Origin of the sequence: Paracoccus homiensis, assembly GCF_900111675.1 — a bacterium.
Lineage (GTDB): Bacteria > Pseudomonadota > Alphaproteobacteria > Rhodobacterales > Rhodobacteraceae > Paracoccus > Paracoccus homiensis.
The window spans coordinates 14,438-38,345 of the sequence record NZ_FOHO01000023.1 but is presented as its reverse complement, the minus strand read 5'-3'; the positions used below and the strand labels follow the sequence as shown (position 1 = coordinate 38,345).

At 63.1% G+C, this 23,908-nt stretch carries 24 protein-coding genes; 13 read left to right on the top strand and 11 right to left on the bottom strand.

Going from position 1 to position 23,908, the window contains the following annotated elements; genetic code table 11:
• Positions 1-23 precede the first annotated feature (23 nt).
• From xylA to BMX67_RS19705, 3 genes are read right to left on the bottom strand one after another with little or no spacing between them, the layout of a single operon-like run.
• Entirely contained in the window at positions 24-1,322 is a 1,299-nt protein-coding gene (gene xylA / locus BMX67_RS18255) for a xylose isomerase (RefSeq protein WP_090738008.1), read from the bottom strand.
• The gene (locus tag BMX67_RS18250) at positions 1,319-2,377 is read right to left on the bottom strand and encodes a LacI family DNA-binding transcriptional regulator (protein WP_090738006.1); all 1,059 of its coding nucleotides are present in this window, start codon (positions 2,375-2,377) and stop codon (positions 1,319-1,321) included. Before BMX67_RS18250 ends, xylA begins: the two co-directional genes overlap by 4 nt.
• Positions 2,378-2,422: 45 nt before the next feature.
• Entirely contained in the window at positions 2,423-2,860 is a 438-nt protein-coding gene (locus BMX67_RS19705; protein ID WP_175479976.1) for a hypothetical protein, read from the bottom strand.
• Positions 2,861-2,899: 39 nt separating this feature from the next.
• On the opposite strand from BMX67_RS19705, the gene BMX67_RS18240 reads away from it, so the two are divergent.
• From BMX67_RS18240 to BMX67_RS18205, 8 genes are all read left to right on the top strand, one after another.
• A complete protein-coding gene (locus tag BMX67_RS18240) occupies positions 2,900-4,420 on the top strand; it encodes a sulfatase-like hydrolase/transferase (RefSeq protein WP_175479975.1) in 1,521 nt (506 codons plus the stop codon).
• Between the two features lie 11 nt (positions 4,421-4,431).
• Positions 4,432-5,586 carry a mandelate racemase/muconate lactonizing enzyme family protein gene (locus tag BMX67_RS18235; RefSeq protein WP_090737999.1) on the top strand — a complete coding sequence of 385 codons (1,155 nt, stop codon included), beginning with the start codon at positions 4,432-4,434 and terminating at the stop codon, positions 5,584-5,586.
• Positions 5,587-5,612: 26 nt separating this feature from the next.
• The gene (locus BMX67_RS18230; protein WP_175479974.1) at positions 5,613-7,532 is read left to right on the top strand and encodes an ABC transporter substrate-binding protein; all 1,920 of its coding nucleotides are present in this window, start codon (positions 5,613-5,615) and stop codon (positions 7,530-7,532) included.
• Positions 7,533-7,592: 60 nt separating this feature from the next.
• Complete coding sequence (locus BMX67_RS18225) at positions 7,593-8,591, top strand: ABC transporter permease (RefSeq protein ID WP_342707929.1); 999 nt, start codon at positions 7,593-7,595, stop codon at positions 8,589-8,591.
• Positions 8,588-9,733: an ABC transporter permease gene (locus BMX67_RS18220; RefSeq protein ID WP_090737993.1), complete on the top strand. Its 1,146-nt coding sequence runs from the start codon at positions 8,588-8,590 to the stop codon at positions 9,731-9,733. The genes BMX67_RS18225 and BMX67_RS18220 overlap by 4 nt, the downstream gene beginning before the upstream one ends.
• Positions 9,723-10,742 (top strand): ABC transporter ATP-binding protein, encoded by a 1,020-nt coding sequence (locus BMX67_RS18215; RefSeq protein ID WP_090737991.1) that lies wholly within the window; start codon positions 9,723-9,725, stop codon positions 10,740-10,742. The genes BMX67_RS18220 and BMX67_RS18215 overlap by 11 nt, the downstream gene beginning before the upstream one ends.
• Entirely contained in the window at positions 10,739-11,725 is a 987-nt protein-coding gene (locus tag BMX67_RS18210) for an ABC transporter ATP-binding protein (RefSeq protein ID WP_090737989.1), read from the top strand. Before BMX67_RS18215 ends, BMX67_RS18210 begins: the two co-directional genes overlap by 4 nt.
• Before the next feature lie 69 nt (positions 11,726-11,794).
• Entirely contained in the window at positions 11,795-12,466 is a 672-nt protein-coding gene (locus BMX67_RS18205) for a GntR family transcriptional regulator (protein WP_090737987.1), read from the top strand.
• A 118-nt stretch (positions 12,467-12,584) separates the two neighbouring features.
• Here the strand turns inward: BMX67_RS18205 and BMX67_RS18200 are convergent, their stop codons facing one another.
• Positions 12,585-13,697, bottom strand: a complete 1,113-nt coding sequence (locus tag BMX67_RS18200; protein WP_090737985.1) for a zinc-binding dehydrogenase — start codon at positions 13,695-13,697, stop codon at positions 12,585-12,587.
• A 171-nt stretch (positions 13,698-13,868) separates the two neighbouring features.
• Between BMX67_RS18200 and BMX67_RS18195 the strand changes: the two genes are divergently transcribed.
• The 3 genes from BMX67_RS18195 to BMX67_RS18185 are packed head-to-tail and all read left to right on the top strand — an operon-like array spanning position 13,869 to position 16,476.
• Positions 13,869-15,245: an NAD-dependent succinate-semialdehyde dehydrogenase gene (locus BMX67_RS18195; protein ID WP_090737983.1), complete on the top strand. Its 1,377-nt coding sequence runs from the start codon at positions 13,869-13,871 to the stop codon at positions 15,243-15,245.
• Complete coding sequence (locus BMX67_RS18190; RefSeq protein WP_090737981.1) at positions 15,242-15,856, top strand: glutathione S-transferase family protein; 615 nt, start codon at positions 15,242-15,244, stop codon at positions 15,854-15,856. Before BMX67_RS18195 ends, BMX67_RS18190 begins: the two co-directional genes overlap by 4 nt.
• 17 nt (positions 15,857-15,873) lie before the next feature.
• Positions 15,874-16,476, top strand: coding sequence for an SDR family oxidoreductase (locus BMX67_RS18185; RefSeq protein ID WP_090737979.1), 603 nt, complete (start codon positions 15,874-15,876; stop codon positions 16,474-16,476).
• Between the two features lie 38 nt (positions 16,477-16,514).
• On the opposite strand, the gene BMX67_RS18180 is transcribed toward BMX67_RS18185, so the two are convergent.
• The 6 genes from BMX67_RS18180 to betI form a co-directional block, all read right to left on the bottom strand.
• Positions 16,515-17,249 carry an ABC transporter permease gene (locus tag BMX67_RS18180; protein WP_090737977.1) on the bottom strand — a complete coding sequence of 245 codons (735 nt, stop codon included), beginning with the start codon at positions 17,247-17,249 and terminating at the stop codon, positions 16,515-16,517.
• Between the two features lie 3 nt (positions 17,250-17,252).
• Complete coding sequence (locus BMX67_RS19945) at positions 17,253-17,699, bottom strand: ABC transporter permease subunit (RefSeq protein WP_245739520.1); 447 nt, start codon at positions 17,697-17,699, stop codon at positions 17,253-17,255.
• A gap of 8 nt (positions 17,700-17,707) precedes the next feature.
• Positions 17,708-18,001 (bottom strand): ABC transporter permease subunit, encoded by a 294-nt coding sequence (locus BMX67_RS19940; protein ID WP_245739519.1) that lies wholly within the window; start codon positions 17,999-18,001, stop codon positions 17,708-17,710.
• 66 nt (positions 18,002-18,067) lie between these two features.
• Positions 18,068-18,817 carry a transporter substrate-binding domain-containing protein gene (locus BMX67_RS18170; RefSeq protein WP_090737975.1) on the bottom strand — a complete coding sequence of 250 codons (750 nt, stop codon included), beginning with the start codon at positions 18,815-18,817 and terminating at the stop codon, positions 18,068-18,070.
• A gap of 40 nt (positions 18,818-18,857) precedes the next feature.
• Positions 18,858-19,682, bottom strand: a complete 825-nt coding sequence (locus BMX67_RS18165) for an ABC transporter ATP-binding protein (protein ID WP_425438989.1) — start codon at positions 19,680-19,682, stop codon at positions 18,858-18,860.
• Between the two features lie 58 nt (positions 19,683-19,740).
• Complete coding sequence (gene betI, locus BMX67_RS18160; protein WP_175479973.1) at positions 19,741-20,385, bottom strand: transcriptional regulator BetI; 645 nt, start codon at positions 20,383-20,385, stop codon at positions 19,741-19,743.
• Between the two features lie 114 nt (positions 20,386-20,499).
• Between betI and BMX67_RS18155 the strand changes: the two genes are divergently transcribed.
• Both BMX67_RS18155 and BMX67_RS18150 read left to right on the top strand, forming a co-directional pair.
• A complete protein-coding gene (locus tag BMX67_RS18155) occupies positions 20,500-21,693 on the top strand; it encodes a pyridoxal phosphate-dependent aminotransferase (RefSeq protein ID WP_090737971.1) in 1,194 nt (397 codons plus the stop codon).
• Positions 21,690-23,333 carry a 5-guanidino-2-oxopentanoate decarboxylase gene (locus BMX67_RS18150; protein ID WP_090737969.1) on the top strand — a complete coding sequence of 548 codons (1,644 nt, stop codon included), beginning with the start codon at positions 21,690-21,692 and terminating at the stop codon, positions 23,331-23,333. Before BMX67_RS18155 ends, BMX67_RS18150 begins: the two co-directional genes overlap by 4 nt.
• 59 nt (positions 23,334-23,392) lie before the next feature.
• On the opposite strand, the gene BMX67_RS18145 is transcribed toward BMX67_RS18150, so the two are convergent.
• Positions 23,393-23,860, bottom strand: coding sequence for a GNAT family N-acetyltransferase (locus BMX67_RS18145; protein ID WP_090737967.1), 468 nt, complete (start codon positions 23,858-23,860; stop codon positions 23,393-23,395).
• Positions 23,861-23,908: the final 48 nt, after the last annotated feature.

Below are 23,908 nucleotides of genomic sequence, written 5' to 3'. Positions count from 1 at the left end.
CCCCCTTTTGAAGTCCTGCCACTTCAGACGAAGCGGTTGACGATGTTCTCCAATATCTCCTGCCGTCCCGAACGGGGCGACGGGTCGATGCCGCTGTCGACCACGCGGTCGTGGCAATCCTCCAGCGTCGCGCGTTCCAGCAGCGCACGGGCATCGGGCCGGTCCCACCCGGCATAGCGTTCCTTGCGCATCCGCTCGATGCTGCCATCCTCCAGCATCGCCGCCGCCGCCTTCAGCCCGCGCGCGCAAACATCCATCGCGCCCGCATGGGCCGCGATCAGATCGACGGGGTCCAGCGACTGACGGCGCAGCTTCGCATCGAAATTCGTGCCGCCGGTGGTAAAGCCGCCAGCCCGCAGCACCTCGTAATAGGCCAGCGCGACCTCGGGGACGTTGTTCGGGAACTGATCCGTATCCCAGCCCGACTGATAGTCGTTGCGGTTCATGTCGATCGACCCGAGGATCCCGAGACTGGCGGCCAGTGCCAGCTCGTGTTCGAAGGAATGGCCCGCAAGAATAGCGTGGCCCTGTTCGATGTTCAGCTGAACCTCTTTCTCCAGCCCGAATTCCCTGAGGAAGCCGTATACCGTGGCCACGTCGTAATCGTATTGATGCTTCGACGGCTCCTGCGGCTTCGGTTCGACCAGGATTGCGCCCTCGAAGCCGATCTTGTGCTTGTAATCGACGACCATCTGCAGGAACCGCCCAGCCTGCTGTCGTTCCCGGCGCAGGTCGGTGTTCAGAAGCGTCTCATAGCCTTCGCGCCCGCCCCACAGGACATAGTTCTGCCCGCCCAGCCGATGCGTCGCGTCCATGCACAGCTTGACCGAGGCTGCCGACCACGCAAAGACGTCCGGGTCGGGGTTCGTCGCCGCCCCCGCCATGAAACGGCGATGGCTGAACATGTTCGCCGTCCCCCACAACAGCCGCGTCCGAGAGCTTTCCATCTTCCGGGCGAAGATATCGACGATCTCTTCGAAATTGCGCTGGCTTTCGGCGAAACTGTCGCCTTCGGGGCGGATATCCGCATCATGCCAGCAGAAGAACGGGACGTTCAGGATATCGAACATCTCGAAGGCGACATCGGCCTTCATCCGCGCATGGTCCATCGTGTCGCCGAACCACGGGCGGTCCAATGTCTGCCCGCCAAAGGGATCGCCGCCCGGCCATGCGAAGGAATGCCAATACGCGACGGCAAAACGCAGGTGATCCTCCATCCGCTTGCCCATCAACCGCTCGTCCGGGTCGTAATGGCGGAAGGCCAGACCGGTCGCGTCGGGGTCGTATTTCAGGCGGTCGATGCCGTTGAAGAACGTTGTCATTGCGCTTGTCCCTCGAAAAAGCTTGTCATGTCCTGCCCTGGCAGGTTGTCGCGTACGTAGATGGTCGGAACCAGCTCGGGCATCGGCGGCAGGGGCCGCCCGTCGCAAAGCGCACGCAGCAGCGTCAGCGCGCGGTTGATTTCCACATCCGGGCGCTGGTCGATGATCAGATCGATCAATCCGGCTTCCAGTGCGCGGCGCGAGTGATCCACCAGTTCGTGGATGATGCAGATGCATCTGCCGTCGCCGGGCCGTTCGCTCAGCGCCCGGATCAGGCCGCTGTTGCCGGCACCGACATTGTAGATTGCCGTTGCGGCAAGCCGGGTTGCCAGCATGGCCGCGTCGTGGACCTTGGACGCCTGGTCGCGCGTCTCGATCAGCGGCAGGATCTCGATCGCGGGAAAATCGCGGGCGATCACCTCGGAAAACCCGGCGAAGCGATCGGCATGGTCGCCCGCGTCAAGCGAGCCGGCCAGAACCTGCACGCGCCCCGGATTGCCGCCATGCGCCATGCCCAGAAGCCGCGCCGCCGTCCGACCCGCCATCACGTTGTCGATCCCGATATAGGCCGCGCGATGGTCGCGTGGCAGATCCGAGACGAGGCCGACGATCTGCGTCCCCTGATCCCGCAGCGCGGCAAGCGCCGGTTCCAGATCGCGGGAATGCAGCCCGACGGCGGCGATGCCGTCGCAATCCGTGCCGTGAAGGTCGCGCAATGCCTGCTCCAACCCGCTGGCCGAGAATGCAGCGATCTCCTGTACCTCGGCCCGGATGTTGTCCTGTGCAAGATGATCCGCCATCAGCGACAGATGCGCTCGCATCCGTGCGAAGAAGGCATTCGGTCCGGCGGGCAGCAGAAAGACGAACCGGTAGATGCGCCTTTTCGACAAGTTCGCCGCCGCGACATTGCGGACATAGCCAAGCGCCGCCACCGCAGCATTCACCTTTTCGATCGACTTTGCGGCGACGTTGCCGCGGCTGTTCACGACCCTGTCCGCGGTCGCATAGCTGACCCCCGCGGCACGAGCCACGTCGCTGAGTGTCGGAGTTCCCATATCAATTCTCGCCAGACCCTTTCGGCCCGGCGCCTCCCTTGTTCATCAGGGTAGGGGGTCGAAATGATAGACGTCAATCATTTTTTCGATCTTCCGCACGGCGGGCGATGCAGCGGGTACTGGGTCCGGCATATGGACCCGCACCGATTGTCCCTGCATCTGTGACGTCGCCCCCGTGAAAGATGAGCTGACAGTGGGTCGGTCCCTGATGAAAAAATCGGGTCGCATCCGGGTAAAAAGCAACAGACTATGACCGATAGCACCGTATGCGCGGGTGAGCTGCGCCGAAATTTTGGTCCGCACGACCGGCTTCGAAAAGCCTGATATTTCAACCCGTTTCATCTCTTTGCGCCGATTATAAACCACTTTTAAGTCGATGAAGATAAAAAAATCGTCGACGATCAGGGTTGTGATCGTGTATCCATGATGTGGGAGAAGGAAAATTTTGGGGGGATGCAAAGTGCAGCAGAAATCGTCCGTCACAGACGGGATTGGCGTCTTGTCCAGCGCCTGCGCGCTGACATGAGCCGCGCACCGGACATTCTGTTGATCACGACGGATCAGCAGCGCGGCGATTGCATTGGGGGTGGCGGTCGCGGCGTGCGGACACCGAATATCGACCGGATCGCCGCGCGTGGGGCGCGGTTTGATACCTGCATCACCCCGCATCCGATGTGCCAGGCCGCACGCGCCTCGATCCTGACGGGCAAGCTGCCCTACAGTCACGGCGTGCGCGACAACGGGCGCAATCTTGACCCCGTGCTGGCGGATGCGGGGCTGGCGGGGACGTTCGGGCGCGCCGGCTATGACACGCGTTTCATCGGCAAGGCGCATTTCTCGACACATGAAACCTTCGAGCCGACCGGTTTCGCCGAATGCTACGATTCAGTGGCGCGTTTCGCCGAGGATTGGAACGGTCCGTATATGGGTTTTGAAAATGTCGCGCTGACCCTGCGTCCGCATCACCATTGCGGCTGGAAGGACCGTCCCTACGGCCTGCATTACGAGCGTTTTCTGGATCACGACGGGCAGGGCGCTGCGCGGTGGGCGCGCGCCAAGGACAAGGTGGCGCCGATGACCGCCCACAAACAGGTGTGGCGGTCGGCGTTGCAGGATGAGTGGATGTCCACATCATGGGTCGGCGATCGGGCGATGGACATGTTGCGTGCAGGCAGTGATCGCCCGCAGCTGTCTTGGGTTTCGTTTCCCGATCCGCATCCGCCCTTTCTGGCCGCGTCGCCCTGGGCATCGCTTTACGATCCCGCGACCGTCGACCTGCCGCCGCATCGCCAGCTTGATCTGGACAGGCGGCCCTGGTGGCATCGCGCGTTTCTGGAAAGTCCCGCACGTCGGACACAGGCGCGCAAACATGCCGAGGACCAGCCCTACTGGGGCAATGACGATGCGCTGAATGATCGTGACCTGCGCGATGTGATCGCCGTCTATTACGGCATGATCGCCGCCATCGACTATCAGGTGGGGCGTATGCTGGATTTCCTTGAAGCCTCGGGCCGGTTGCAGAATACGATCGTGATCTTCACCTCGGATCACGGGGAATGGCTGGGCGATCACGGGCTGCTGCTGAAAGGTCCGATGCTGTATGACGGGCTGCTGCGTGTGCCGCTGGTCATGGCAGGGCCGGGCATCACGCAGGGCCGCTACGACGCGCCCGTCTCGACCGTGGATCTGCGCGCCACATTGGCAAAGCTTTGCGGGTTGGCGGTGTCACCCGATGACGGTGCCGCCCTGACCGATGTCATGGCGGGTGGCACACGCGAGGTCGCCCATAACGAATGGGAGGTCGATGCCCGCCGCAGCGGTGTGGACCTGGACCTGCGGACCGTGCGCTCGACGACGCACCGCCTGTCTGTCGATCTGAAAAGCGGGGCAGGCGAGCTTTATGACCTCAGCACCGATCCGCATGAGATGACCAATCTTTGGGACAGCTCCGGCGCCGCCCCTGTGCGGGACCGGTTAACCGCGACCATTCAGCCCGCGCGTCCCGGAATGATCCCCGCCGCGCCGCGCGTCGGCTGGCACTGAAAGGACATGTAATGTCAAAGATTATCGCCATCGAACCGCTTCTTGCGCGGGTCGGCATCCGCAACCAGCTGCTGGTCAAGGTCTCGACCGATGACGGGCTGGTCGGCTGGGGGGAATCCGGGCTTTCCGCCCGCGAGGATGCCGTGGCCGCGACGATCCGCCATTTCGCCGGCTTCCTGATCGGCAAGGATTCCAACCAGATCGGCCGCATCTGGCAGGAAAGCTACCGCAGCCAGTATTTCGAGGGCGGGCGCGTGCTGACTGCGGCCATGTCGGCCATCGACATCGCGCTTTATGACATCCTTGGCAAACGGCTTGGGGTGCCTGTCTATCAGCTGCTTGGCGGCAAGCAGCGCGACGAGATCCCGACCTTTCCAAGCTGCCAGTCCGCCGATCTGGACCAGCTTCTTGCCAAGGCGCGCGTTCTGGTTGACGCCGGCTGGGATTGTCTGCGGATCTATACCGGGGAATTCGACGGGGACGGCGTTTTCGATCCGCGCAAGAACCTTAATCGCGCCGTCAGGGAACTGGTCGCGCTGCGCGAGGAATTCGGCCCCGATCTGGTGCTGGGCATTGACCTGCATCACCGCCTGTCCCTGGCCGAAACTGCGGATTTCTGCAACCGCCTGCCGGTCGGCACGCTGGATTTCCTGGAGGAACCGATCCGCTGCGAGACGCCCGAAGCCTATCGCACCCTGCGCAGCATGACCAACATCCCCTTTGCCGTGGGCGAAGAGTTCGCGTCGAAATGGCAGGCCGCGCCCTATATCGAACAGGGGCTGACCCAATATATGCGGCTGGATATCTGCAATATCGGCGGCTTCACCGAGGCGATGAAAGTCGCTGGCTGGTGTGAACGCCACTATATCGACCTGATGCCGCACAACCCGCTTGGCCCGGTCTGCACCGCGGCCACGGTGCATATGGCCGCCGCAGTGCCGAATTTCAGTTGGGCAGAGACCCGACAGGGACCGACGGAAGAACTGGGGTTTCACGACCCGGAATTGTTCCCGGTCCAGATCCCGCTTGATGGAATCACGTATAAGGTACCCGACAGGCCCGGTCTGGGGATCGAAGTCAACGAAGAACGAATTCGGGCGACGACACCCACGCATGTCGAGCCGCCGCATCTATGGCGGCCCGACGGCTCGGTCACCAACTGGTGACGCTTTCAGGGAGGAGGAAACAACACATGAACACTTGGATCACACGTACGGCGCTGGTCAGCGTCCTGGCCCTGACCACGGCGGTTCCCGCCTTGGCATATCAAGAGGCGCCGCAACTGGCGGAAAAGGTGGCGGCGGGCGAACTGCCTCCGGTCGATGAACGTCTGCCGTCGGACCCGCTGGTCATGGATGTCATCGAGGGACCGGGCGAATATGGCGGCACGATGCGCCGCGCCATCCTGGGGGGCGGCGATCAGCACAACATGGTGCGCACCATCGGCAGCGACAACATGGTCCGGTGGTCGCCGGACTGGAAGGACGTTCATCCCAACATCGCCAAATCCTGGGATGTGTCGGAGGACGCCTCGAAATTCACGTTCCATCTGCGCACGGGCATGAAATGGTCCGACGGCGCCCCCTTCACCGCCGATGACATCGTTTTCTGGTACGAGGACATCTTTACCGATCCGCAACTGACGCCGAACAAGGACAGCACCTTTGTCGGCCCGGCAGGTCCGGTAAAGGTCACCAAGATCGACGATGTGACGGTAGAATTCGATTTCGGTGCCCCGAACGGGCTGTTCATTCAGGCGCTTGCCTATGGGTTCGGCTATCACGCGACGGCCTATCCAAAGCATTATCTCAGCCAGTTCATGCCCAAATACAATGACGATGTGCAGGCGCTGGTCGATGCCGAACCTGCGGCGGCGGATTGGGTGCAGCTGTTCAATCTGAAGGCGGGGCCGATGGACACGCCGCTTTTCTGGCAGAACCCGGACCGCCCGACCCTGCATGCGTGGCATCTGACCAATGCCTATGGCGCCACCGACCGCGTGGTGGCCGAACGCAACCCTTACTATTACAAGGTCGACAGCGAAGGGCAGCAGCTGCCCTATATCGACCGGATCACCTATGATCAGGTCGAGGATGTGGAAACCATCCTGCTCAAGACCTTCAATGGCGAGATCGACTACATGTTGCGCCATATCGGTCGGCCGGCAAACAAGGCCTCTTTGACCGACAACATGGATCGCGGGCAGTACCGTTTCTTTGATGTCGGCGATCTTCCGGCCAATATCATGATCCTGATGATGAACCTGAACCACACCGACCCGGTGAAGCGTGAGGTGATCAACAACAAGGATTTCCGCATCGGCGTCAGCCATGCCATGAACCGGCAGGAAGTGATCGACCTGCTGTATTTCGGTGCGGGTCAGGCCGGACAGACGGCGCCGGTCATGGGCTCTGACCTCTATGACGAGAAATGGGCCAAGCAATATACCGAATACGATGTCGACAAGGCCAATGAATATCTGGACAAGGTCCTGCCAGAGAAGGACGCCGAAGGCTTTCGCATCGGCCCGGATGGCAACCGGTTCTCGCTGATCTTCCTGGTCGCGGATGTCTTCGGGCTGCAATATCCCGACGCGATGGAACTGATCGCCGGCTATGCGCGCGATGTCGGGCTTGATTTCCAGGTGCGCGCCACCGATCGCTCGCGCCTGATCGAACTGCATACCTCGAATGATTTCGATGCCTATCTCTGGAATTGCTCGGGCGGGCAGGCAGACGCCTATCTGTCGCCGCTTTGCTATGTGCCGACGATCTCGAATTCCGTCAGTTGGGCCCGCGAATGGGCTGCCTGGGGTGTCGATCCGACAACCGGCGAGGAGCCGCCGCAAGAGGTGAAGGACATCTTCCAGACCTATCAGCAGGTCCGTTCCGCCGCCACGCCGGAAGAGCAGGAAAAGCTGATGACCAAGGTCATCGACATGGCTTCCGATCAGCTGTTCACCATCGGGATCGTGCAGCCTGATCCGGTCTTCGGCATCGCGCGCAACAATGTGCGAAACGTCCCCGACCCGCTGCCGATCGCCGGTCAGCTGTGGTTCCCCGCGCCATATACCGCGCAGATGTACTTCGAGGGCGGCACGAACCTGCCCTGATCCGAAGTGCTGCACGGGGCGCCCGGTGTCCTCCCCTCCGGGCGCCCCTTCTGATCTTTCATGAAAGGAGCGGACATGGGTGGCTTCATCCTCCGAAGGGTTCTTTACATGATCCCAACGGTCCTGCTGGTATCCATCGTGACCTTTGTCATCATCCAGCTGCCGCCGGGCGACTATCTTGACAGCCTGGCGGCCGAGCTGGGCGAATCCGGGGTCGACAATACCGCCGTCGTCGAACAGCTGCGCGAGCAGTATGGCCTCGGGCAGCCGATGTATCTGCAATACTGGAAGTGGATGACCGGCATCCTGCTGGAAGGTGATTTCGGCATCTCGTTCGAAAAGAACCTGCCGGTGACCGATGTGATCTGGGACCGGCTGGGCTGGACCTTCGCGATCTCGTTGATGACGCTGTTCTTCATCTGGGCCGTTGCGCTGCCGATCGGCATCTATTCGGCGGTGCGCAAATATTCGATGGGTGACTATGTGGCCACCTTCATCGGCTTTATCGGGCTGGCGGTGCCGAACTTTCTGCTGGCGCTGGTGATGATGTATGTGTCCTTCCGGTATTTCGGCCAGTCGGTCGGCGGGCTGGTCAGCCCGGAATATCTGGATCAGCCTTGGTCATGGCCCAAATTCGTCGACCTGCTGAAACATATCTGGATGCCGATTTTCGTTGTCGGCACCTCGGGCGCGGCCGCGCTGATCCGCATCATGCGCGCGAACCTGCTGGATGAACTTTACCGCCCCTATGTCGTGACCGCCCGCGCCAAGGGCATGTCTGAATTCCAGTTGCTGATGCGCTATCCCGTGCGCGTTGCGCTGAACCCTTTCATCTCGACCATCGGGTGGATCCTGCCGACGCTGGTGTCGGGCGAGATCATCGTGGCCGTGGTCATGAACCTGCCCACCACCGGCCCGCTGCTGCTGCGTGCCCTGCTGGTTCAGGACATGTATCTGGCCGGATCGCTGATCCTGATTGTCAGCCTGCTTACGGTGATCGGCACGCTGTTGTCCGATGTCCTGCTTGCCTGGGTCGATCCAAGGATACGTTACCAATGACCGCGATAGACACTGCCGCAGAAGACCACGCCGAAACTTCGGTCAAGGCACCCGTGCTGCTGGGGCCCTGGGCCCTGATGTGGCGCCAGTTCCGCCGCCACCGGATCGCATATCTCAGCCTTTACATCGTCGGGTTCGTTTACCTGGTCGCGCTGTTCGGCGAGTTCCTTGCCCCGGTCAACCACCTTGAAACCAATACGCGCGCGCCCTTTGCCCCGCCGCAGCACGTCCATTTCTTTGCCGAGGGTGAAGATGGCGGGCGCGAATTCGGTCTGCACGCCTATGGCCTGAAGATGGAGATCGACCGCGAGGCGATGCGCCGCCATTTCGTCGAGGACCCGGAAAAGATCATTCCGCTGGGTTTCTTCGTGCGGGGCCATGAATACAAGCTGCTTTGGCTGTTCCCGACCGACAGGCACTTCTTTGGCCCCAAGGATCCTCGGGACAAGGTTTACTTCTGGGGGGCCGACCGGCTGGGCCGCGACATCCTCAGCCGGATCATCATGGGCACGCGCATTTCCATGTCGATCGGCCTTGTCGGCGTTGCGGTGTCGCTGATCGTCGGCGTCAGCCTTGGCGGGATCTCGGGTTACTATGGCGGCTGGGTCGACAACGCCATCCAGAGATTGATCGAGTTTCTGCGTTCGATCCCCACGATCCCGCTGTGGATGGGGCTGGCCGCCGCGATCCCGTTGGACTGGCCGCCGCTTCGGACCTATTTCGTGGTGACGCTGATCGTGTCGATGATCGGCTGGACGACATTGGCGCGCGAGGTCAGGGGCAAGTTCCTGTCCCTGCGGCGCGAGGATTTCGTGGTCGCCGCGCGGCTTGACGGCCTGTCCGACTGGGAGGTGATCCGCAAGCATCTGGTGCCAAGTTTTGCCAGCCATATCATCGCCTCGCTGACGCTTGCGGTGCCGCTGATGATCCTTGCTGAAACCTCGCTGTCGTTTCTGGGCATCGGGCTTCAACCGCCGATCGTGTCCTGGGGGACCTTGCTGAAAGAGGCCCAGAACATCCGCACCATCGTCGAGGCACCCTGGCTTCTGATCGGCCCCGGTTCGGTCATCGTGATGACGGTGCTTGCCCTGAACTTCCTAGGAGATGGACTTCGTGATGCAGCAGATCCCTATGCCCACTAAGCCATATGCGAAACCGCTGGTCGAAATTCGCGGGCTGAAGACGCATTTCTTCACCGATGACGGGCTGGTCAAGGCCGTCGAGGGGGTCGACCTTGATATCCTGCCGGACCGCACGCTGTGCCTGCTGGGCGAATCCGGGTGCGGCAAGTCGATCATGGCGCGTTCGATCCTGCGGATCGTGGATGCGCCGGGCCGGATCACCGGCGGGTCGATCCTGTATCATGCCGCCGACGGGCGCACAGTGGACCTTAGCCGCGCAAGGGCCGGGTCAAAGGAACTGCGTTCGATCCGGGGCAGCGACATCGCGATGATCTTCCAGGAACCGATGTCCTCGCTTGGGCCGATCCAGAAGATCGGGCGGCAGATATCCGAAACGATCCGGCTGCACCGCGACGTCACCAAGGCCGAGGCGCGTGAAGAGGCCATCGATATGCTGGCGCGTGTCGGGATCCCCCGACCCGCAGAGCGATACGAGGCCTATCCGTTCGAACTGTCGGGCGGCATGCGACAGCGCGCGATGATCGCGATGGCGCTGTCGTGCCAGCCGCGGCTGCTGATCGCGGATGAACCGACGACCGCGCTGGATGTGACGACACAGGCCCAGATCCTTGATCTGATCGCCGAGCTGAAGGACGAATTCAAGATGGCGGTCATGCTGATTACCCATGACCTTGGCGTCGTGGCCGAGGTCGCGGATGACGTGGCGGTCATGTATATGGGCAAGATCGTCGAGAAGTCGGATGTGTTCGGCCTGTTCGAAAATCCGCAGCACCCCTACACGCGCGCGCTTCTGGATTCCGTCCCCCGGATCGGGGTGAAGGCCCGCGACAGGCTGCCCGCCGTTCGCGGCATGGTGCCCCATCCGTTGGCGCGACCCTCGGGCTGCACGTTCCGGACCCGCTGCGACCAGTTCATGCCTGGGATCTGCGACATGCAGGAACCGCAATTGCAGCAACGCGGAAAGGGCGAGGTGGCCTGCTTTCTGCATGATCAGGAGGCAGGTCAATGACCCAGGCCATCTTGCAGGTCAAAGACCTTACCGTGACCTTCGGAACCACCAAGGGCGGCTGGTTTTCCAAACCGCGACAGGGGTTTGTCGCGGTGGACGCCGTGTCCTTCGACCTCAATCGCGGCGAGACATTCGGCGTCGTGGGTGAATCGGGCAGCGGCAAGACGACGCTAGGCCGGACGATCCTGCGCGTGCTAGACCCCAGTTCCGGATCGATCCGTTTTCTGCCCCGCGATGGTGGCGAGATCGAACTGGCCACCGCGCCCTTGGATCAGCTGCGGCAGGTCTGGCGCAAGGTGCGGATGATCTTTCAGGATCCGCAGGCCTCGCTAAATCCGCGCCTGCGGGTGATCGACCTCGTCGGGCAGGCGTTGCAGAAAAACGAAGGGCTGAAGGGCAAGGCGCTGAGTGATCGGGTCGGAACGCTGCTGGAAAATGTCGGGCTAAGCCGCGAATTCCTGCACCGCTATCCCAATGCGTTTTCCGGCGGTCAGCGCCAGCGACTGGGCATCGCCCGCGCTTTGTCGACCAGCCCCGAGCTTGTGGTCGCGGACGAGGCCGTCTCGGCGCTGGATGTGTCGATCCAGGCGCAGACATTGAATCTTTTGCAGGATCTTCAGGAAGAATTCGCCCTGACGTTTCTGTTCATCGCCCATGACCTGGCGGTGGTCGAGCATATCTGCGACAGGGTGGCGGTGATGTATCGCGGCCAGTTCGTCGAGGTGGCAAGTACGGAAACGCTGTTTCGGGTCCCGCAACACCCCTATACCCGCGCGCTGCTTGATGCGGTGCCGGTGGCCGATCCGCGCCAAAGGGGTCGCAAGTCGGGCAAGTCCGTCGCGGTGGATGTCGGCGTGCCGCCCAAGGGGTGTCGTTTCAGCACCCGATGCCCGCATGCCACCGATCTGTGCCGGCAGACGCGGCCGCCGGTGCGCAAGGTCGGCGGGGCCGATGTGCTGTGCCACTATGCCGGGGAAATCTGAACGCGGCGCCGCTCTGGCACAGGGGCGGGCCGCGCGTTACCTTGACGGCGGAACCATGAGGACAGAAGCGTGAAGAACGGTCAGGACCCTGCGGAAATCCCGCTTTATGATGCGATCCTCGACGATATCTACAACGGTCGTCTTGCCGGGGGACAGCGCCTGAAAGTCTCTGAGATCGCCGAGCGTTACGGCACCAGCACCAGCCCCGTCCGCGAGGTGCTGCGCCGGATGCAGGGCGAAGGCTTTGTCGAGATCCATCCCAATCGCGGCGCCACCATCAGGCCCACCGACGCCGGGTCGATCCAGAACATCTTCGAAGTCCTGCAGATGCTGGAACCTTATTTCGTCAACTGGTTCGCCGATTATGCCTCGGCGGAACTGCTGGATGAGCTTGAGGATATTCAGTCGCGCATCAAGCTGCTGCCGCATAACGAACAGGGCGCGTTCCGCAAGCTGGATTTCCAGTTCCACGAGGTTCTTTGCCGCGGCCACTATAACCACACCGCGGCCGAGATCTGGCGCAACCTGCGCACGACGCTGAACGTTCAGGCGGCGCGGCTGCGCATTTCGCCGACGCGTTACGAAGCGATCAAGGAAGAGCATGACGAGCTGATAAAGGCCTTGCGTGCCAACGATTCAGCGCGGGCCGACACGGTGATCCGCAAGCATGTCGACGGCTCGTTCGTACAGATGTCCCAGCAGATCCGCGCCCTGGGCATGTCGGCCAACCGGTCCGGCTGACGGGCGATCGGGCGGCGAAGGCGGGCTTTTCCTGCCCGTGCCGCGTCATCACGCGGGCAGGGGGGCCGATCTGTTGTGCATCGACGCCGCCGGGGGCGGCGCCGTTCCTTGATGTGGCTTAGGCCCAGGGCGTCACAAGATATTTCTCGCCCGTGCGCATGGCGCGGTAGTCCATCACCGCATCCTTGGTCAGCATCTCTTCCAACGAAACGCGGGTCTTGTAGCTGCTGGCGAAAGTCGTCGTCAGGTTGTCGCGAACGCGCTGCCGCATCCGGTTCATGGCGTCCTGACCGATCGATTGCAGGAACGGGAACATCAGCCAGCCCGACAGGGTCCAGCCAAAGCCATAGCTGGGGGTCAGGATGGTGGGGCTGGTATCCAGGCGGCCATAGATGAACATGCGCTTCATCTGGGTCGAGCCATAGCGCGAATATTCGGTCATCCGCTCGCTCGCGACGCGTTCCATCGCGCGGAAGGACGTATCGACCAGCTTGCCCCCGCCGACCGGATCGAAGCCATAGAAGGCGCCGGTCTCGCGGATCGCGGCACATAGCTGATCCATGAAGTCATCCGCCGAAGAATTCACCACATGCGTGGACCCCAGCCCCTTCAGCAGATCGACCTGATCGTCCTTGCGCACGATATTCACAAGGCCAAGACCATCCTCCAGGCAGATGCGGGTCAGCATCTGCCCAAGGTTCGACGCCCCGACGGTGTGCAGGATCGCATCCTGCCCATCGGCCCTGGCATTTTCGACAAAGCCAAGCGCGGTCATCGGGTTGATGAAGGCGCTTGCGCCCTCTTCGGCGGAATGATCGCCCAATGGCAGGCACATCGAGGCATCGGCGATGCAATATTGGCTGTAGGCATTGCCCGGCACGCAGGACACGCGCTGTCCCATCAGCGCCTGTGCCGCGTCGCTGTCGCCGGCGGCGATGACGGTGCCCGCACCTTCGTTCCCGGCGGGCAGCTTCAGCCCGTGGCGTGCCTGCGAAGCGGCATTCACCGATGCGGGCATCTGCGCCACGAACTTGCCGGGGCTGAATTGCGCGTTCTCGATATTCGCGCCGCCGACAAGGATGGCCAGATCCGACGGGTTGATGGGCGCTGCCTCCATCCGCACCAGAACCTGATTTCCGGTCGGATCGGGAAAGGACACTTCTTCAAGTGCGACGGTCAGCGTGCCGTCAGCCTCCAGCGTGGTGAACAGCTGTTTGCCCTTGGTGGCCATGTCCGGTTCTCCTTTATCCGCAGTCATGTTGCCCTGACATGTAGGTCGGCCCGATCCGCACGCCTACCCACCGCCGCGAACAAGGCCGCGCCCCGCGATAACGTGTCGGTGATCGGGCAGGAACCCAAGTCCCGTGATCGGGTTGGCGATGAAATGCGTGAAGGAGACATCATGTCGACGATTACGACAACCAACCCCGCAACCGGCGCGGTGATCGACACCTACAAGCTGATGAGCAAGGACGAGGCCGTTCAGCGGCTGAAGGCCGCCCATGCGGCATTTCTGGACTGGCGCGGCAAGTCCCATGCCGAACGCGCGCCATATCTGACGCGCATCGCGGATGTGCTGCGCGGCAATTCGGATGAACTGGCGCAACTGATGACGCGCGAAACCGGCAAGCTGTATCGCGACGGCAAGGCCGAGGTCGAAATCTGTGCCGCGATCTTCGAATATACCGCGAAGAATGGCCCGGACATGTTGGCGGATGAAGAGCGCACGCATGGAAAAGACGGGGCGCGGGGTGTCGTCACCTACCAGCCCATCGGCGTGATATACTCGATCCAGCCGTGGAACTTTCCGCTGTATCAGCCCGTCCGCGTGCTGGCGGCCAACCTGATGGCGGGCAATGGCTGCGTGCTGAAACATGCCAGCATCTGCACCGGGTCGGGTCTGCGGCTGCGCGAATTGTGCATCGAGGCGGGCCTGCCCGAAGACCTGTTCCAGGTGGTGCTGATCGACCATGACACCAGCGACGCGCTGATCGAGCATCCGCTGGTGCGGGGCGTCACCATGACCGGCAGCGATGGTGCCGGGCGCCATATCGGCAGCGTCGCCGCCAAGGCGTTGAAAAAGACCGTGCTGGAGCTGGGATCGAACGACGCCTATCTGGTTCTGGAGGATGCCGATATCGACACGGCGGTCAAATACTCGGTCATGGGCAGGCTGTATAACAACGGCGAAACCTGCGTTTCGGCGAAACGCTTTGTGGTGACCGACAAGGTCTATGACGCCTTCGTTTCGGCCTTTGTCGCGCAGATGCAGGCGATCGACATGGGCGATCCGATGGACAAGGCCACACAGCTTGGGCCGCTGTCCAGCACCGACCAGTTCGAGACCGTCAGGGATCAGGTCGAGGAAAGTGTCGCGAAAGGGGCGAAAATCCTGTGCGGCGGCACGGTCCCGGACCGGACCGGCGCCTATTATCCCGCAACCGTACTGGGCGACGTTGCGCCGGGAATGCCCGCCTATGACGATGAAATCTTTGGCCCGGTTGCCGCGGTGATCCGCGCGAAGGATGACGAGGATGCGATGCGCATCGCCAATGACAGCCGCTATGGTCTTGGCGGCGGCATCTTTTCCCGGAACAAAGAGCGTGCGCTGACGCTTGCCCGCGATCATTTCGATACCGGTATGGTGCGGATCAATTCATTCGGCGCGGCCGACCCGAACATGCCCTTTGGCGGTGTGAAGGATTCGGGCTATGGCCGCGAACATGGCGGTTTTGGCATGAAGGAATTCACCAACGCCAAGGCGATCTTCCTGCCATGATCACCCTGCATGCCCTGAAATATTCCCGCGCGGCGCGGGTGTTGTGGTTGCTGGCCGATCTTGACCAGCCCTGCAACCGTGTGGATTACGACCGCGACCAGAATTTCCGTGCGCCGGAATGTCTGCGGCGGATACATCCGCTGGGAAAATCGCCGGTGATCGAGGATGACGGCCATGTCATCGCCGAATCCGCGACGATCCTGCGTTATCTGGTCGCCAAATACGGCGATCACGACCACACGCCCCCCGTCGGCACTCCAGCGTTCTGGCAGCACGAGGCGCTTCTGGATTACGCCGAGGCGTCCCTGGCCGAGGTTGCCTTGCAGGTGATCCTGCCGGCATTTCAGGGCAAGCCCGCCTCTGAACCTGCGCAAAGCGCGTTGAACCGGCATCTGGACTATCTTTCGCAGGAAATCAGCGATGGTCCCCTGCTGTTCGGCGGTCGGGCCATGCTGGCCGATATCCAGCTGTCCTACATCGTCGCCCTGCTGGCGCGGTTCGACCTGCTGACCGATCATCCGGCGATCGCGGCCTACTGGGACAGGCTGCAAGCGCAGCCCGGATATATCGCCGCAGTTCAGGCCCACGGCCTCATGGCGCCACCGGCCTGAAAAGGAAAGGACAAGACATGACCAAACATATTCTCATCGCCGGGGCCACCGGCAAGACCGGCCGCATCCTGACCCGATTGTTGATCGATCAGGGCCATGCCGTGACGGCGCTGGTGCGCGACGGCTCGGACACGGGCGTCCTGCCCGAGGGGGCCGAACTGCGCCGTGCCGATCTGACGAACCTGCAACCGGGCGTCTGCCACGGCGCCGATGTGGTGATCTTTGCCGCAGGTTCGGGCGGATCGACCGGACCCGACATGACCGAAAAGGTCGACCGGCAGGGCGCGATGCGTCTGGTCGATCTGGCACGGGACGCGGGGGCAGGGCGGTTCGTCATGCTCAGCTCGGTCGGGGCCGATCAGGCAGAGCCGGGCGGCGATCTGGCGCATTACCTGAAGGCCAAACATGACGCGGATCAGCATTTGAAGGCGTCGGGACTGACCTACGCGATCCTGCGCCCGGTCGCCCTGACCGATGACGACCCCGGCAATGGGGTGATCCTGGGCGATGATGTGGACAAGACCGCCAAGGCAAGCCGCGCCGATGTCGCGCGGGTGCTGGCCCGTGCCGCAACGACAGATGAGCTTGATGGACAGGCGCTGAACATGCAGTCGGCCTGACGATCGCCGTGCCGGGTTCCGCCGCGGACGACCACAGGTCAGGCGGTGCCCGGCGCCTTGCGGGCGCGTTCGGCAGCAGGTCTTGCGCCGGGATAGCTGCGCTCAAGCATCCACATCGCGGTGGTCAGCACCAATGTCATCGCGACAAAGATCCCCGCGACCAGCAAAAGCGGTTCATAGACCAGAAAGGTTTCGGACCTGACGATATTGGCCGCACGCAGCAGATCGACCACCGCGATGGTCGACACCAGCGGCACGGATTTCAGCAGCAGGATCATCTCGCCGGTCAGCGTGGGCAGGCAGATCTGCACCGCTCGGGGCAGCCAGATACGCCTGAGGATCTGCGCCCGCGTATGCCCGAAGGCCTGCGCGGCCTCGAGTTCGGATCTGGGCACGCTGGTCATCGCGCTGCGCAGTACTTCGCCCGAATAGGCGGCAACCGAGATCGAGAAGGTCACGACGCCGAAAAAGAACGCATCGACCAGAAGCGGTCGAAACATGCTGTCGCGCAGGGCGGGCACGCTGATCAGCAGGCGTCCGACCCCATCGTAGAAAAAGAACAGCTGAACCAGCAGTGGGGTGCCGCGGATCACGGTCGTAAACCCCGACAGCAGCCAGCGCAGCGGACGCGGCCCGGTCACCAGCCCCAGCGCGACAAGAACCGCAAGCCCCATCCCGATCAGGCCGGACCAGAAGACCAGCAGCAGCGTGTTGATCAGGCCTTCGCGGAAATAACCCAGATAGCCCGGATCAAGGATGAAGGAGAAATCCATGTCTCAGCCCTTGGCTTGGCCGCGCCGCAGACGGCGTTCGGCAAAGTGAAAGATCACGTTCGACGCAAGCGTCATGGCCAGGAACAGCGCCCCGGCTGCCAGGTAGAAGGTGGCGTAAAGCCGCGTGCTGGCGGCGGCCTGCTGGGCGGTGAAGAACAGTTCCTCGAAGCCGACAACGCTGACCAGCGCGGTTTCCTTCAGAAGGATCAGCCACAGGTTTGACATGCCCGCCAAGGCATTGGGCAGCATCAGCGGCACGATGATCCGGCGAAAGCGCAGCCCGCGCGACATGCCAAAGCTGTCGGCAGCCTCGGTCAAGGATTTGGGGATGGCGACGATGGCGCCGCGCAGCACCTCGGTCATATAGGCGCCCTGAACAAAGGCCAGCACGGTGACCGCGGCGACGAATCCGCTGATCTCCACCCGACCGTCATAGCCAGCGGCCTGCAACGCGGCGTTCAGACCCTGCGTGCCCGCATGGCCTGCAACGCGGCGTTCAGACCCTGCGTGCCCGCATAGTAAAGCAGGATGATCAGCAGCAATTCCGGGATCGCACGCACCAGCGAAGTATACGCGGCGGCGATCCCGCGCAGGGTCGCAGATCCGCCAAGCTTTGCCGCCGCGCCCGCAAGGCCCAGCATCAGCCCCAGCGCATAGGCCGCCAGCGCGATCTGAAGCGTGACGAACGCGCCATCAAGAAGCGGCCCGATCCAGTCGGCCAGACCCTCGCGTTCAAAGGGTTCCATATCCATCCTGTCGTTCAGTGCTGCGTGGGGGCCGCTGGCGGTACGGGCCGGCGGCCCCGGCACGGGTCAATGTCAGTCGGCGCAGATATCGATGCCGAAATATTTCTGCGACAGCTGGGCGCAGGTGCCGTCGGCGATCACGCTGGCGATGGCGTCGTTCATCGAGGCCTGAAGCTTTGCGTCGCCGTCGCGCAGCCCGACCCCGATCCCCTGACCGAAGATCGGGTTCTTCGGGGCCTCGGCCAGCGCCTTGAACCCTTGCGCGTCGTCGCGTTCAAGAAAGGACAGCGATGCGATTTCATCGGCCAGGATCACATCGACCCGCCCCGCCTGAAGATCGCGGTTCATCTGTTCGTGCTGGTCATAGATGCGGACCGTCGCGCCGCTGTCGCCAAGCTGCTGGCGGGCATAGGTCGCGTGGGTGGTTGAGGCCTGAACCGCAAGAATCTTGCCGTCCAGATCGCCTTCATCAGCGAAATCCATGTCGTCGCGTCCAATATAGACGGCTGCGGAATCGTAATAGGGCGCCGAGAAGTCGATGACCTTGTCGCGGTCCTCGGTGATCGACATGGAGCCCAGGATGAAATCGACCTTGCCGCTTGTCAGCGAGGGGATGATCCCGCTCCAGCCGGTGGGGGACAATTCGCAGTCGCTGCCCATCGCGGTGCAGATCTTCTGCCCAAGCTCGACCTCGAAGCCGGTCCAGTCGCCTGACGAGGATTTATAGGTGAAGGGCGGATAGGGTTCGGCGGAAAACGCCATGCGCAGCGGTTCGGCCTGCGCGGTGCCGGTCATCAGAAGAAGGGCCAGCAGATATTTCATGAGATGTCTCCTGTTGGGGTCTTGTTCTATCGGTTGATCTTCACATCACCGAGGACAGAAACTGCCGACAGCGGTCGCTGCCGGGGGCCTCGAAGACGTCTTTGGGGCTGCCGATTTCCTCGACCTGGCCCTTGTGCAGGAACGCCACCTGAGACGAGACCTCGCGGGCAAAGCTCATTTCATGGGTGACAAGGATCATCGTGCGGCCTTCTTCGGCCAGATCGCGAATGACATTCAGCACCTCGCCCACCAGTTCGGGGTCCAGCGCCGAGGTCGGTTCATCGAACAGCAGAACCTGCGGTTCGGATGCCAGTGCGCGTGCAATGCCGACGCGTTGCTGCTGCCCGCCGGACAGGAAATTGGGGTATTCGCCGTGCTTTTCGGCCATGCCGACGCGTTCCAGATAGGCCATGGCGCGGTCGCGGGCCTCGTGGCGCGGCACGCCATGCACATGGATCGGCGCCTCGATCACATTGCCAAGGACGGTCAGATGCGGCCATAGCGCGAATTGCTGAAACACCATCGCGACCTTGCGACGCAGGCGCGCGACCTGACTTTCGATCAGCCGTGGGCGTCCGCCGCGCGCCGTCGGGTCGAACGAGATCTCTTCGCCCGCAATCCGCAACAGGCCACGATCCGGCCTTTCCAGCAGGTTCATGCAGCGCAGCAACGTGCTTTTGCCCGAGCCGCTAGCCCCGATGATCGATGAAACGCTGCCGGGCGTGGCCGAGAAGTCGACCCCTTTCAGGACTTTCAGCCGTCCGAAATTCTTTTCAAGGCCCGCGACCGACACGGCGGGCATGCGGTTTTCGGGGTCCAGCCGGGCGTGAAACGCGGGGTCTTGGCCTGTCAGAAGATGTTGCATGCCGCAGAGCGTAGCAACTGTTGAACAAGTGTTCAAGAAGCTTGCTTGGCAAAAGCCTTCACAAGCTGCCGGGGTCGTCTATCGCTGTCTCGACCCAGCGTTCGGCCAAGGCGATACCCTCGGCGGGGGTGAAGGTTTCTGGCTCCAGGCACCATTCCAGCCACAGCCCGTCCAGCAATCCCGACAGCCCGATGGCCGCCATGCGTGGCGACATGGCGCCGGCCTCGGCATCGCCCTTGATCTGCGCGAACAGCTTTTCCAGCACCTGCCGATATGCGCCGTAGCGTTCCTTGTGTACGGCCGACACCTCGGGGGATTGTGCCTGCAGGGTCCAGAAGGCCAGCCAGGCGCGAAACAGCGTTTCATTCAGCACCACCGGCGAGAAAGAGGCATCGATAAAAGCCGACAGCCGTTCGCGAGGGCCGCCGTCGCAGGCAGCCACGCGGCTTTCGATCTGTGACAGAAGATCGTCGGCGACATGCCGATAGGCGGCTGCCACCAGCGCCTCTTTGCTGCCGTAGTGGTGGTTGATCAGGCCGACGGACACACCCGCCTCATCAGCGATGGCGCGGATCGAGGATTTTTCGACACCCAGCCTGACGATGCAGCGCAGCGCGGCCTGAAGCAGTGCTTCGCGCCGTTCATCCGCGGTTTTGCGGGAATATTTCGGGCCGGTGCCGCAGGGCGTGGAGTCAGTTTTCATTACAACCCTTCTACACATGCGGTGCGGGTCTTGTCACGAAAACCGTCGCCCCGGTGTTGAACAATCGTTCAACAAGAGATAGGGCTGAGACAGGACAAACCTTGGAGGGGTGCTATGGATTATTCTCCATTGGTGGAGCGGATCGCCGGTGAGGGGGCCGAGGCCTGGGCCATCCATGCCGAGGCGCTGGCAGCCAGGGCGCGTGGCGAGGACATCATCGTCCTCAGCGTGGGCGACCCCGATCTGGACACGCCGCAGGTCGTGACCGATGCCGCCATCGCGGCGCTTCGTCAGGGCGATACCCATTACACCGACGCTCAGGGCACGGACGCGCTGCGCCGGGCGATTGCCGCGCATTGTCAGGCGCGGTTCGGCAGGCCCGTCGCAGCCGAGAACATCTGCGTCACTGCCGGGGCACAGAACGGGCTGTTCTTTGCATCGATGCTGGTCCTGCGTCCCGGCGACGAGGTCCTGATCCCCGATCCCTGCTATGTCACCTACGAGGCGACCGTGCGCGCGGCGGGCGCGATCCCGGTGGCCGTGCCGCCCCGCGCCGATGGCAGTTTTCGTCCCGACATCGCCGCCATTGCCGCCCGTATCACCCCGCGCACCCGCGCGATGCTGCTGACCTCGCCCAACAATCCGACCGGTGTCGTGACCAGTCGCGCCGAGGCCGAGGCCATTGCCGAACTGGCCCGCGCGCATGATCTGTGGGTCGTCAGTGACGAGGTCTATGCAGAACTGACCTATGCTGTGCCACATGTCCCCATCGCTGCGCTGCCGGGTATGGCCGACCGGACGATCACGGTTTCAAGCCTTTCGAAAAGCCATGCGATGACCGGGTGGCGCTGCGGCTGGATCGTCGGGCCCAAGGCTGCGATCGACCATGCCGCGAACCTGTCGTTGTGCATGTTATACGGTCTGCCCGGCTTCGTGCAGCAGGCGGCGGTCGTCGCGCTGCAACAATCCGATGCCATCGTGGCCGAAGCCCGCGCGACCTATGCCGCGCGGCGCGACTGCCTGCTGGCGGCGCTGGCGCAGGCGCCGGGTGTTTCGGCGCTGACGCCCGAGGCCGGCATGTTCCTGATGCTTGATATCCGTGGCACGGGCCTGACTGCCCGCGAATTCGCATGGTCTTTGCTGCGCGAAACCGGCGTCTCGGTGCTGGACGCCACGGCCTTCGGTCCCAGCGCGGCGGGTCATGTCCGCCTGTCATTCACCCTGTCGCAGGAGGTGCTGGCCGAGGCCGCCCGCCGGATCACGGCCTTCTGCCGGTCGCGGGTCGCTGTCGCCGAGGCCACGTCATGACCGCACCGGTGCCGGGCCGTGCGGGCCCCTGGATCCACGCGCTTTTGAAATCCTATGGTGTCAGCACCGTGTTCGGCATCCCCGGCGTTCACACGATTCCGCTTTATGACGGGCTGGTGGAAAGCGGGCTGACCCATGTCACGCCGCGCCACGAACAGGGCGCGGGGTTCATGGCCGATGGCTATGCCCGCCAGACCGGAAAGCCGGGCGTCTGCTTTGTCATCACCGGTCCGGGCGTGACGAATATCGCCACGGCCATGGGTCAGGCCTATGCGGAATCGGTGCCGATGCTGGTCATTTCGTCGGTGAACCGTCGCCGCCACATGGGGCTGGGGCAGGGCCAGTTGCACGAGCTGGCCGATCAACGCGCCGTCATGCGGAACGTGGCGGCCTTCAGCCACACGCTGCACAGTCTGGCCGATCTGCCCAAGGTTCTGGCGCGGGCCTTTGCTGTTTTCGGCGGGGCGCGGCCGCGTCCCGTCCATATCGAAATTCCGCTGGACCTGTGGGACGAACTGCCGCCGCCCGACCAGCCGCGCGCCCCCTTCGTGCCTGCCCTTGGGACCGCAGCTCCGGCCGCAACGCGCGCGGCGGTCAGGGCATTGGCCGATGCCGGTCGTCCCGTGATCCTGGCCGGTGGCGGCGCACGCTATGCGGCCGCCGACCTGCAACGCCTGGCCGAGCGGTTGGACGCCCCGGTGGTGATGACCACGAATGCCCGCGGCATCCTGCCGCCGGATCATCCGCTTGCGGTGCCGTTCAGCCCGTCTCTGGATTCAGTCAGGGCCTTGATCGCGGACAGCGACGCGGTGCTGGCAATCGGCACCGAGATCGGCCCGACCGATTACGACATGTATGAAACCGGCATGCCCGATCTCCCCAGCCCCCTGATCCGGGTCGAGATCGACCCGGTGCAGATGGTGACGAATGCCATTCCCGACCTGCCATTGCCGGGCGACGCGGCGGTGATTGCCGCAGATCTTCTTGGCCGCCTGACGCAGGGCCATGCAAGGAATGGCGCACAGCGCGCAGCGACGACGCGCCGGGCCGCATTTGCCGGGCTGGATGCGCGTATGCAGGCGGGGCTGGCGGTGCTGGCCATGCTGCGCGATGCCGGGCCGGATGTGCCGATCGTGGGCGATTCGACCCACCCGGTCTATGCGGGCAACTTGGGCCATGCGGCGGCACGGCCCGGAACCTGGTTCAATTCCGCGACCGGGTTCGGCACGTTGGGTTACGCCCTTCCGGCGGCTATCGGGGCCGCGCTTGGCCGCGATGGACCGGTCTTCTGTCTGGTCGGCGATGGCGGGCTGCACTATGCGCTTGGCGAGATGGCGTCCCTGATCGACAGTGCCGCGCCGGTCATTTTGCTTGTCTGGAACAACGCCCGCTATGGCGAGATCCATGATGCGATGGTCGCGGCGGGCGTCACGCCCGAAGGGGTTCACCTTGCCAGCCCGGATTTCGTTTTGCTTGCCGGATCCTACGGCATTCCGGCCTGCCGTGCCGCCACCTGCAGCGATCTTGCCGCGGCGGTGACCGGGGCGCTTGCGCGGAACGCGCCCTTCCTTGTCGATATCGACGAGGCGGCGATCCTTGCCGAACTTTGCGACGGGCCGGCATTGGCGGAAACCGTCTAAGGGCGGGGGCCCGCACGCCTGTTTCCGGCGGGCGTGCGGTCACGACGTCACGGCACCGCTCAGGCAGCCAGCGCTTGATCCAGATCCAGCCGCATGGTCGCCATGCCCTGACGGCGCGAAAGTTCCTCATACCCGGCTGACAGATAGGCGTTCACGGCGGGCCTGTTGTCCAGTTCGACCTTCAGGGTCAGCGTCAGCGCGCCAAGATCACGGGCGGCCTGCTCGACCATTTCGGTCAGTTCTGCGGCGGCGCCGCCGCGCGCCTCTTCGATCAGATAGACATAGGTCAGATGCCGCACCTCGGGCCCGACGCCGACACGCAGCGCAAAGAAGCCGACATCCCGGCCTTCGTCATCCTGAAGGTAGAACGAGACATCATCGCGATCTCCAAGCCATTTTCGATGCCATTCCGTTTCATCGAAGGGGGTTTTCGCGTTGGGGTTGATCAAGGGGATCTCTGCGGTCGGCAGCATCGCCGCCAGGGGCGCAAGATCTTGGTCGCGGTTGCGACGCAGGGTAAAGGCCATGGGTCCTTCCGTCGGTTGGGGCCGGTCACATGCCGGGCTGGGGTCACA

What these genes read in the sequence shown, in the direction of transcription:
- xylA (WP_090738008.1), bottom strand. Translation starts at nt 1,322, where the DNA reads ATGACAACGTTCTTCAACGGCATCGACCGCCTGAAATACGACCCCGAC.
- BMX67_RS18250 (WP_090738006.1), bottom strand. Translation starts at nt 2,377, where the DNA reads ATGGGAACTCCGACACTCAGCGACGTGGCTCGTGCCGCGGGGGTCAGC.
- BMX67_RS18240 (WP_175479975.1), top strand. Translation starts at nt 2,900, where the DNA reads ATGAGCCGCGCACCGGACATTCTGTTGATCACGACGGATCAGCAGCGC.
- BMX67_RS18235 (WP_090737999.1), top strand. Translation starts at nt 4,432, where the DNA reads ATGTCAAAGATTATCGCCATCGAACCGCTTCTTGCGCGGGTCGGCATC.
- BMX67_RS18230 (WP_175479974.1), top strand. Translation starts at nt 5,613, where the DNA reads ATGAACACTTGGATCACACGTACGGCGCTGGTCAGCGTCCTGGCCCTG.
- BMX67_RS18225 (WP_342707929.1), top strand. Translation starts at nt 7,593, where the DNA reads ATGAAAGGAGCGGACATGGGTGGCTTCATCCTCCGAAGGGTTCTTTAC.
- BMX67_RS18220 (WP_090737993.1), top strand. Translation starts at nt 8,588, where the DNA reads ATGACCGCGATAGACACTGCCGCAGAAGACCACGCCGAAACTTCGGTC.
- BMX67_RS18215 (WP_090737991.1), top strand. Translation starts at nt 9,723, where the DNA reads ATGCCCACTAAGCCATATGCGAAACCGCTGGTCGAAATTCGCGGGCTG.
- BMX67_RS18210 (WP_090737989.1), top strand. Translation starts at nt 10,739, where the DNA reads ATGACCCAGGCCATCTTGCAGGTCAAAGACCTTACCGTGACCTTCGGA.
- BMX67_RS18200 (WP_090737985.1), bottom strand. Translation starts at nt 13,697, where the DNA reads ATGGCCACCAAGGGCAAACAGCTGTTCACCACGCTGGAGGCTGACGGC.
- BMX67_RS18195 (WP_090737983.1), top strand. Translation starts at nt 13,869, where the DNA reads ATGTCGACGATTACGACAACCAACCCCGCAACCGGCGCGGTGATCGAC.
- BMX67_RS18190 (WP_090737981.1), top strand. Translation starts at nt 15,242, where the DNA reads ATGATCACCCTGCATGCCCTGAAATATTCCCGCGCGGCGCGGGTGTTG.
- BMX67_RS18185 (WP_090737979.1), top strand. Translation starts at nt 15,874, where the DNA reads ATGACCAAACATATTCTCATCGCCGGGGCCACCGGCAAGACCGGCCGC.
- BMX67_RS18180 (WP_090737977.1), bottom strand. Translation starts at nt 17,249, where the DNA reads ATGGATTTCTCCTTCATCCTTGATCCGGGCTATCTGGGTTATTTCCGC.
- BMX67_RS19940 (WP_245739519.1), bottom strand. Translation starts at nt 18,001, where the DNA reads ATGGATATGGAACCCTTTGAACGCGAGGGTCTGGCCGACTGGATCGGG.
- BMX67_RS18170 (WP_090737975.1), bottom strand. Translation starts at nt 18,817, where the DNA reads ATGAAATATCTGCTGGCCCTTCTTCTGATGACCGGCACCGCGCAGGCC.
- BMX67_RS18165 (WP_425438989.1), bottom strand. Translation starts at nt 19,682, where the DNA reads ATGCAACATCTTCTGACAGGCCAAGACCCCGCGTTTCACGCCCGGCTG.
- betI (WP_175479973.1), bottom strand. Translation starts at nt 20,385, where the DNA reads ATGAAAACTGACTCCACGCCCTGCGGCACCGGCCCGAAATATTCCCGC.
- BMX67_RS18155 (WP_090737971.1), top strand. Translation starts at nt 20,500, where the DNA reads ATGGATTATTCTCCATTGGTGGAGCGGATCGCCGGTGAGGGGGCCGAG.
- BMX67_RS18150 (WP_090737969.1), top strand. Translation starts at nt 21,690, where the DNA reads ATGACCGCACCGGTGCCGGGCCGTGCGGGCCCCTGGATCCACGCGCTT.
- BMX67_RS18145 (WP_090737967.1), bottom strand. Translation starts at nt 23,860, where the DNA reads ATGGCCTTTACCCTGCGTCGCAACCGCGACCAAGATCTTGCGCCCCTG.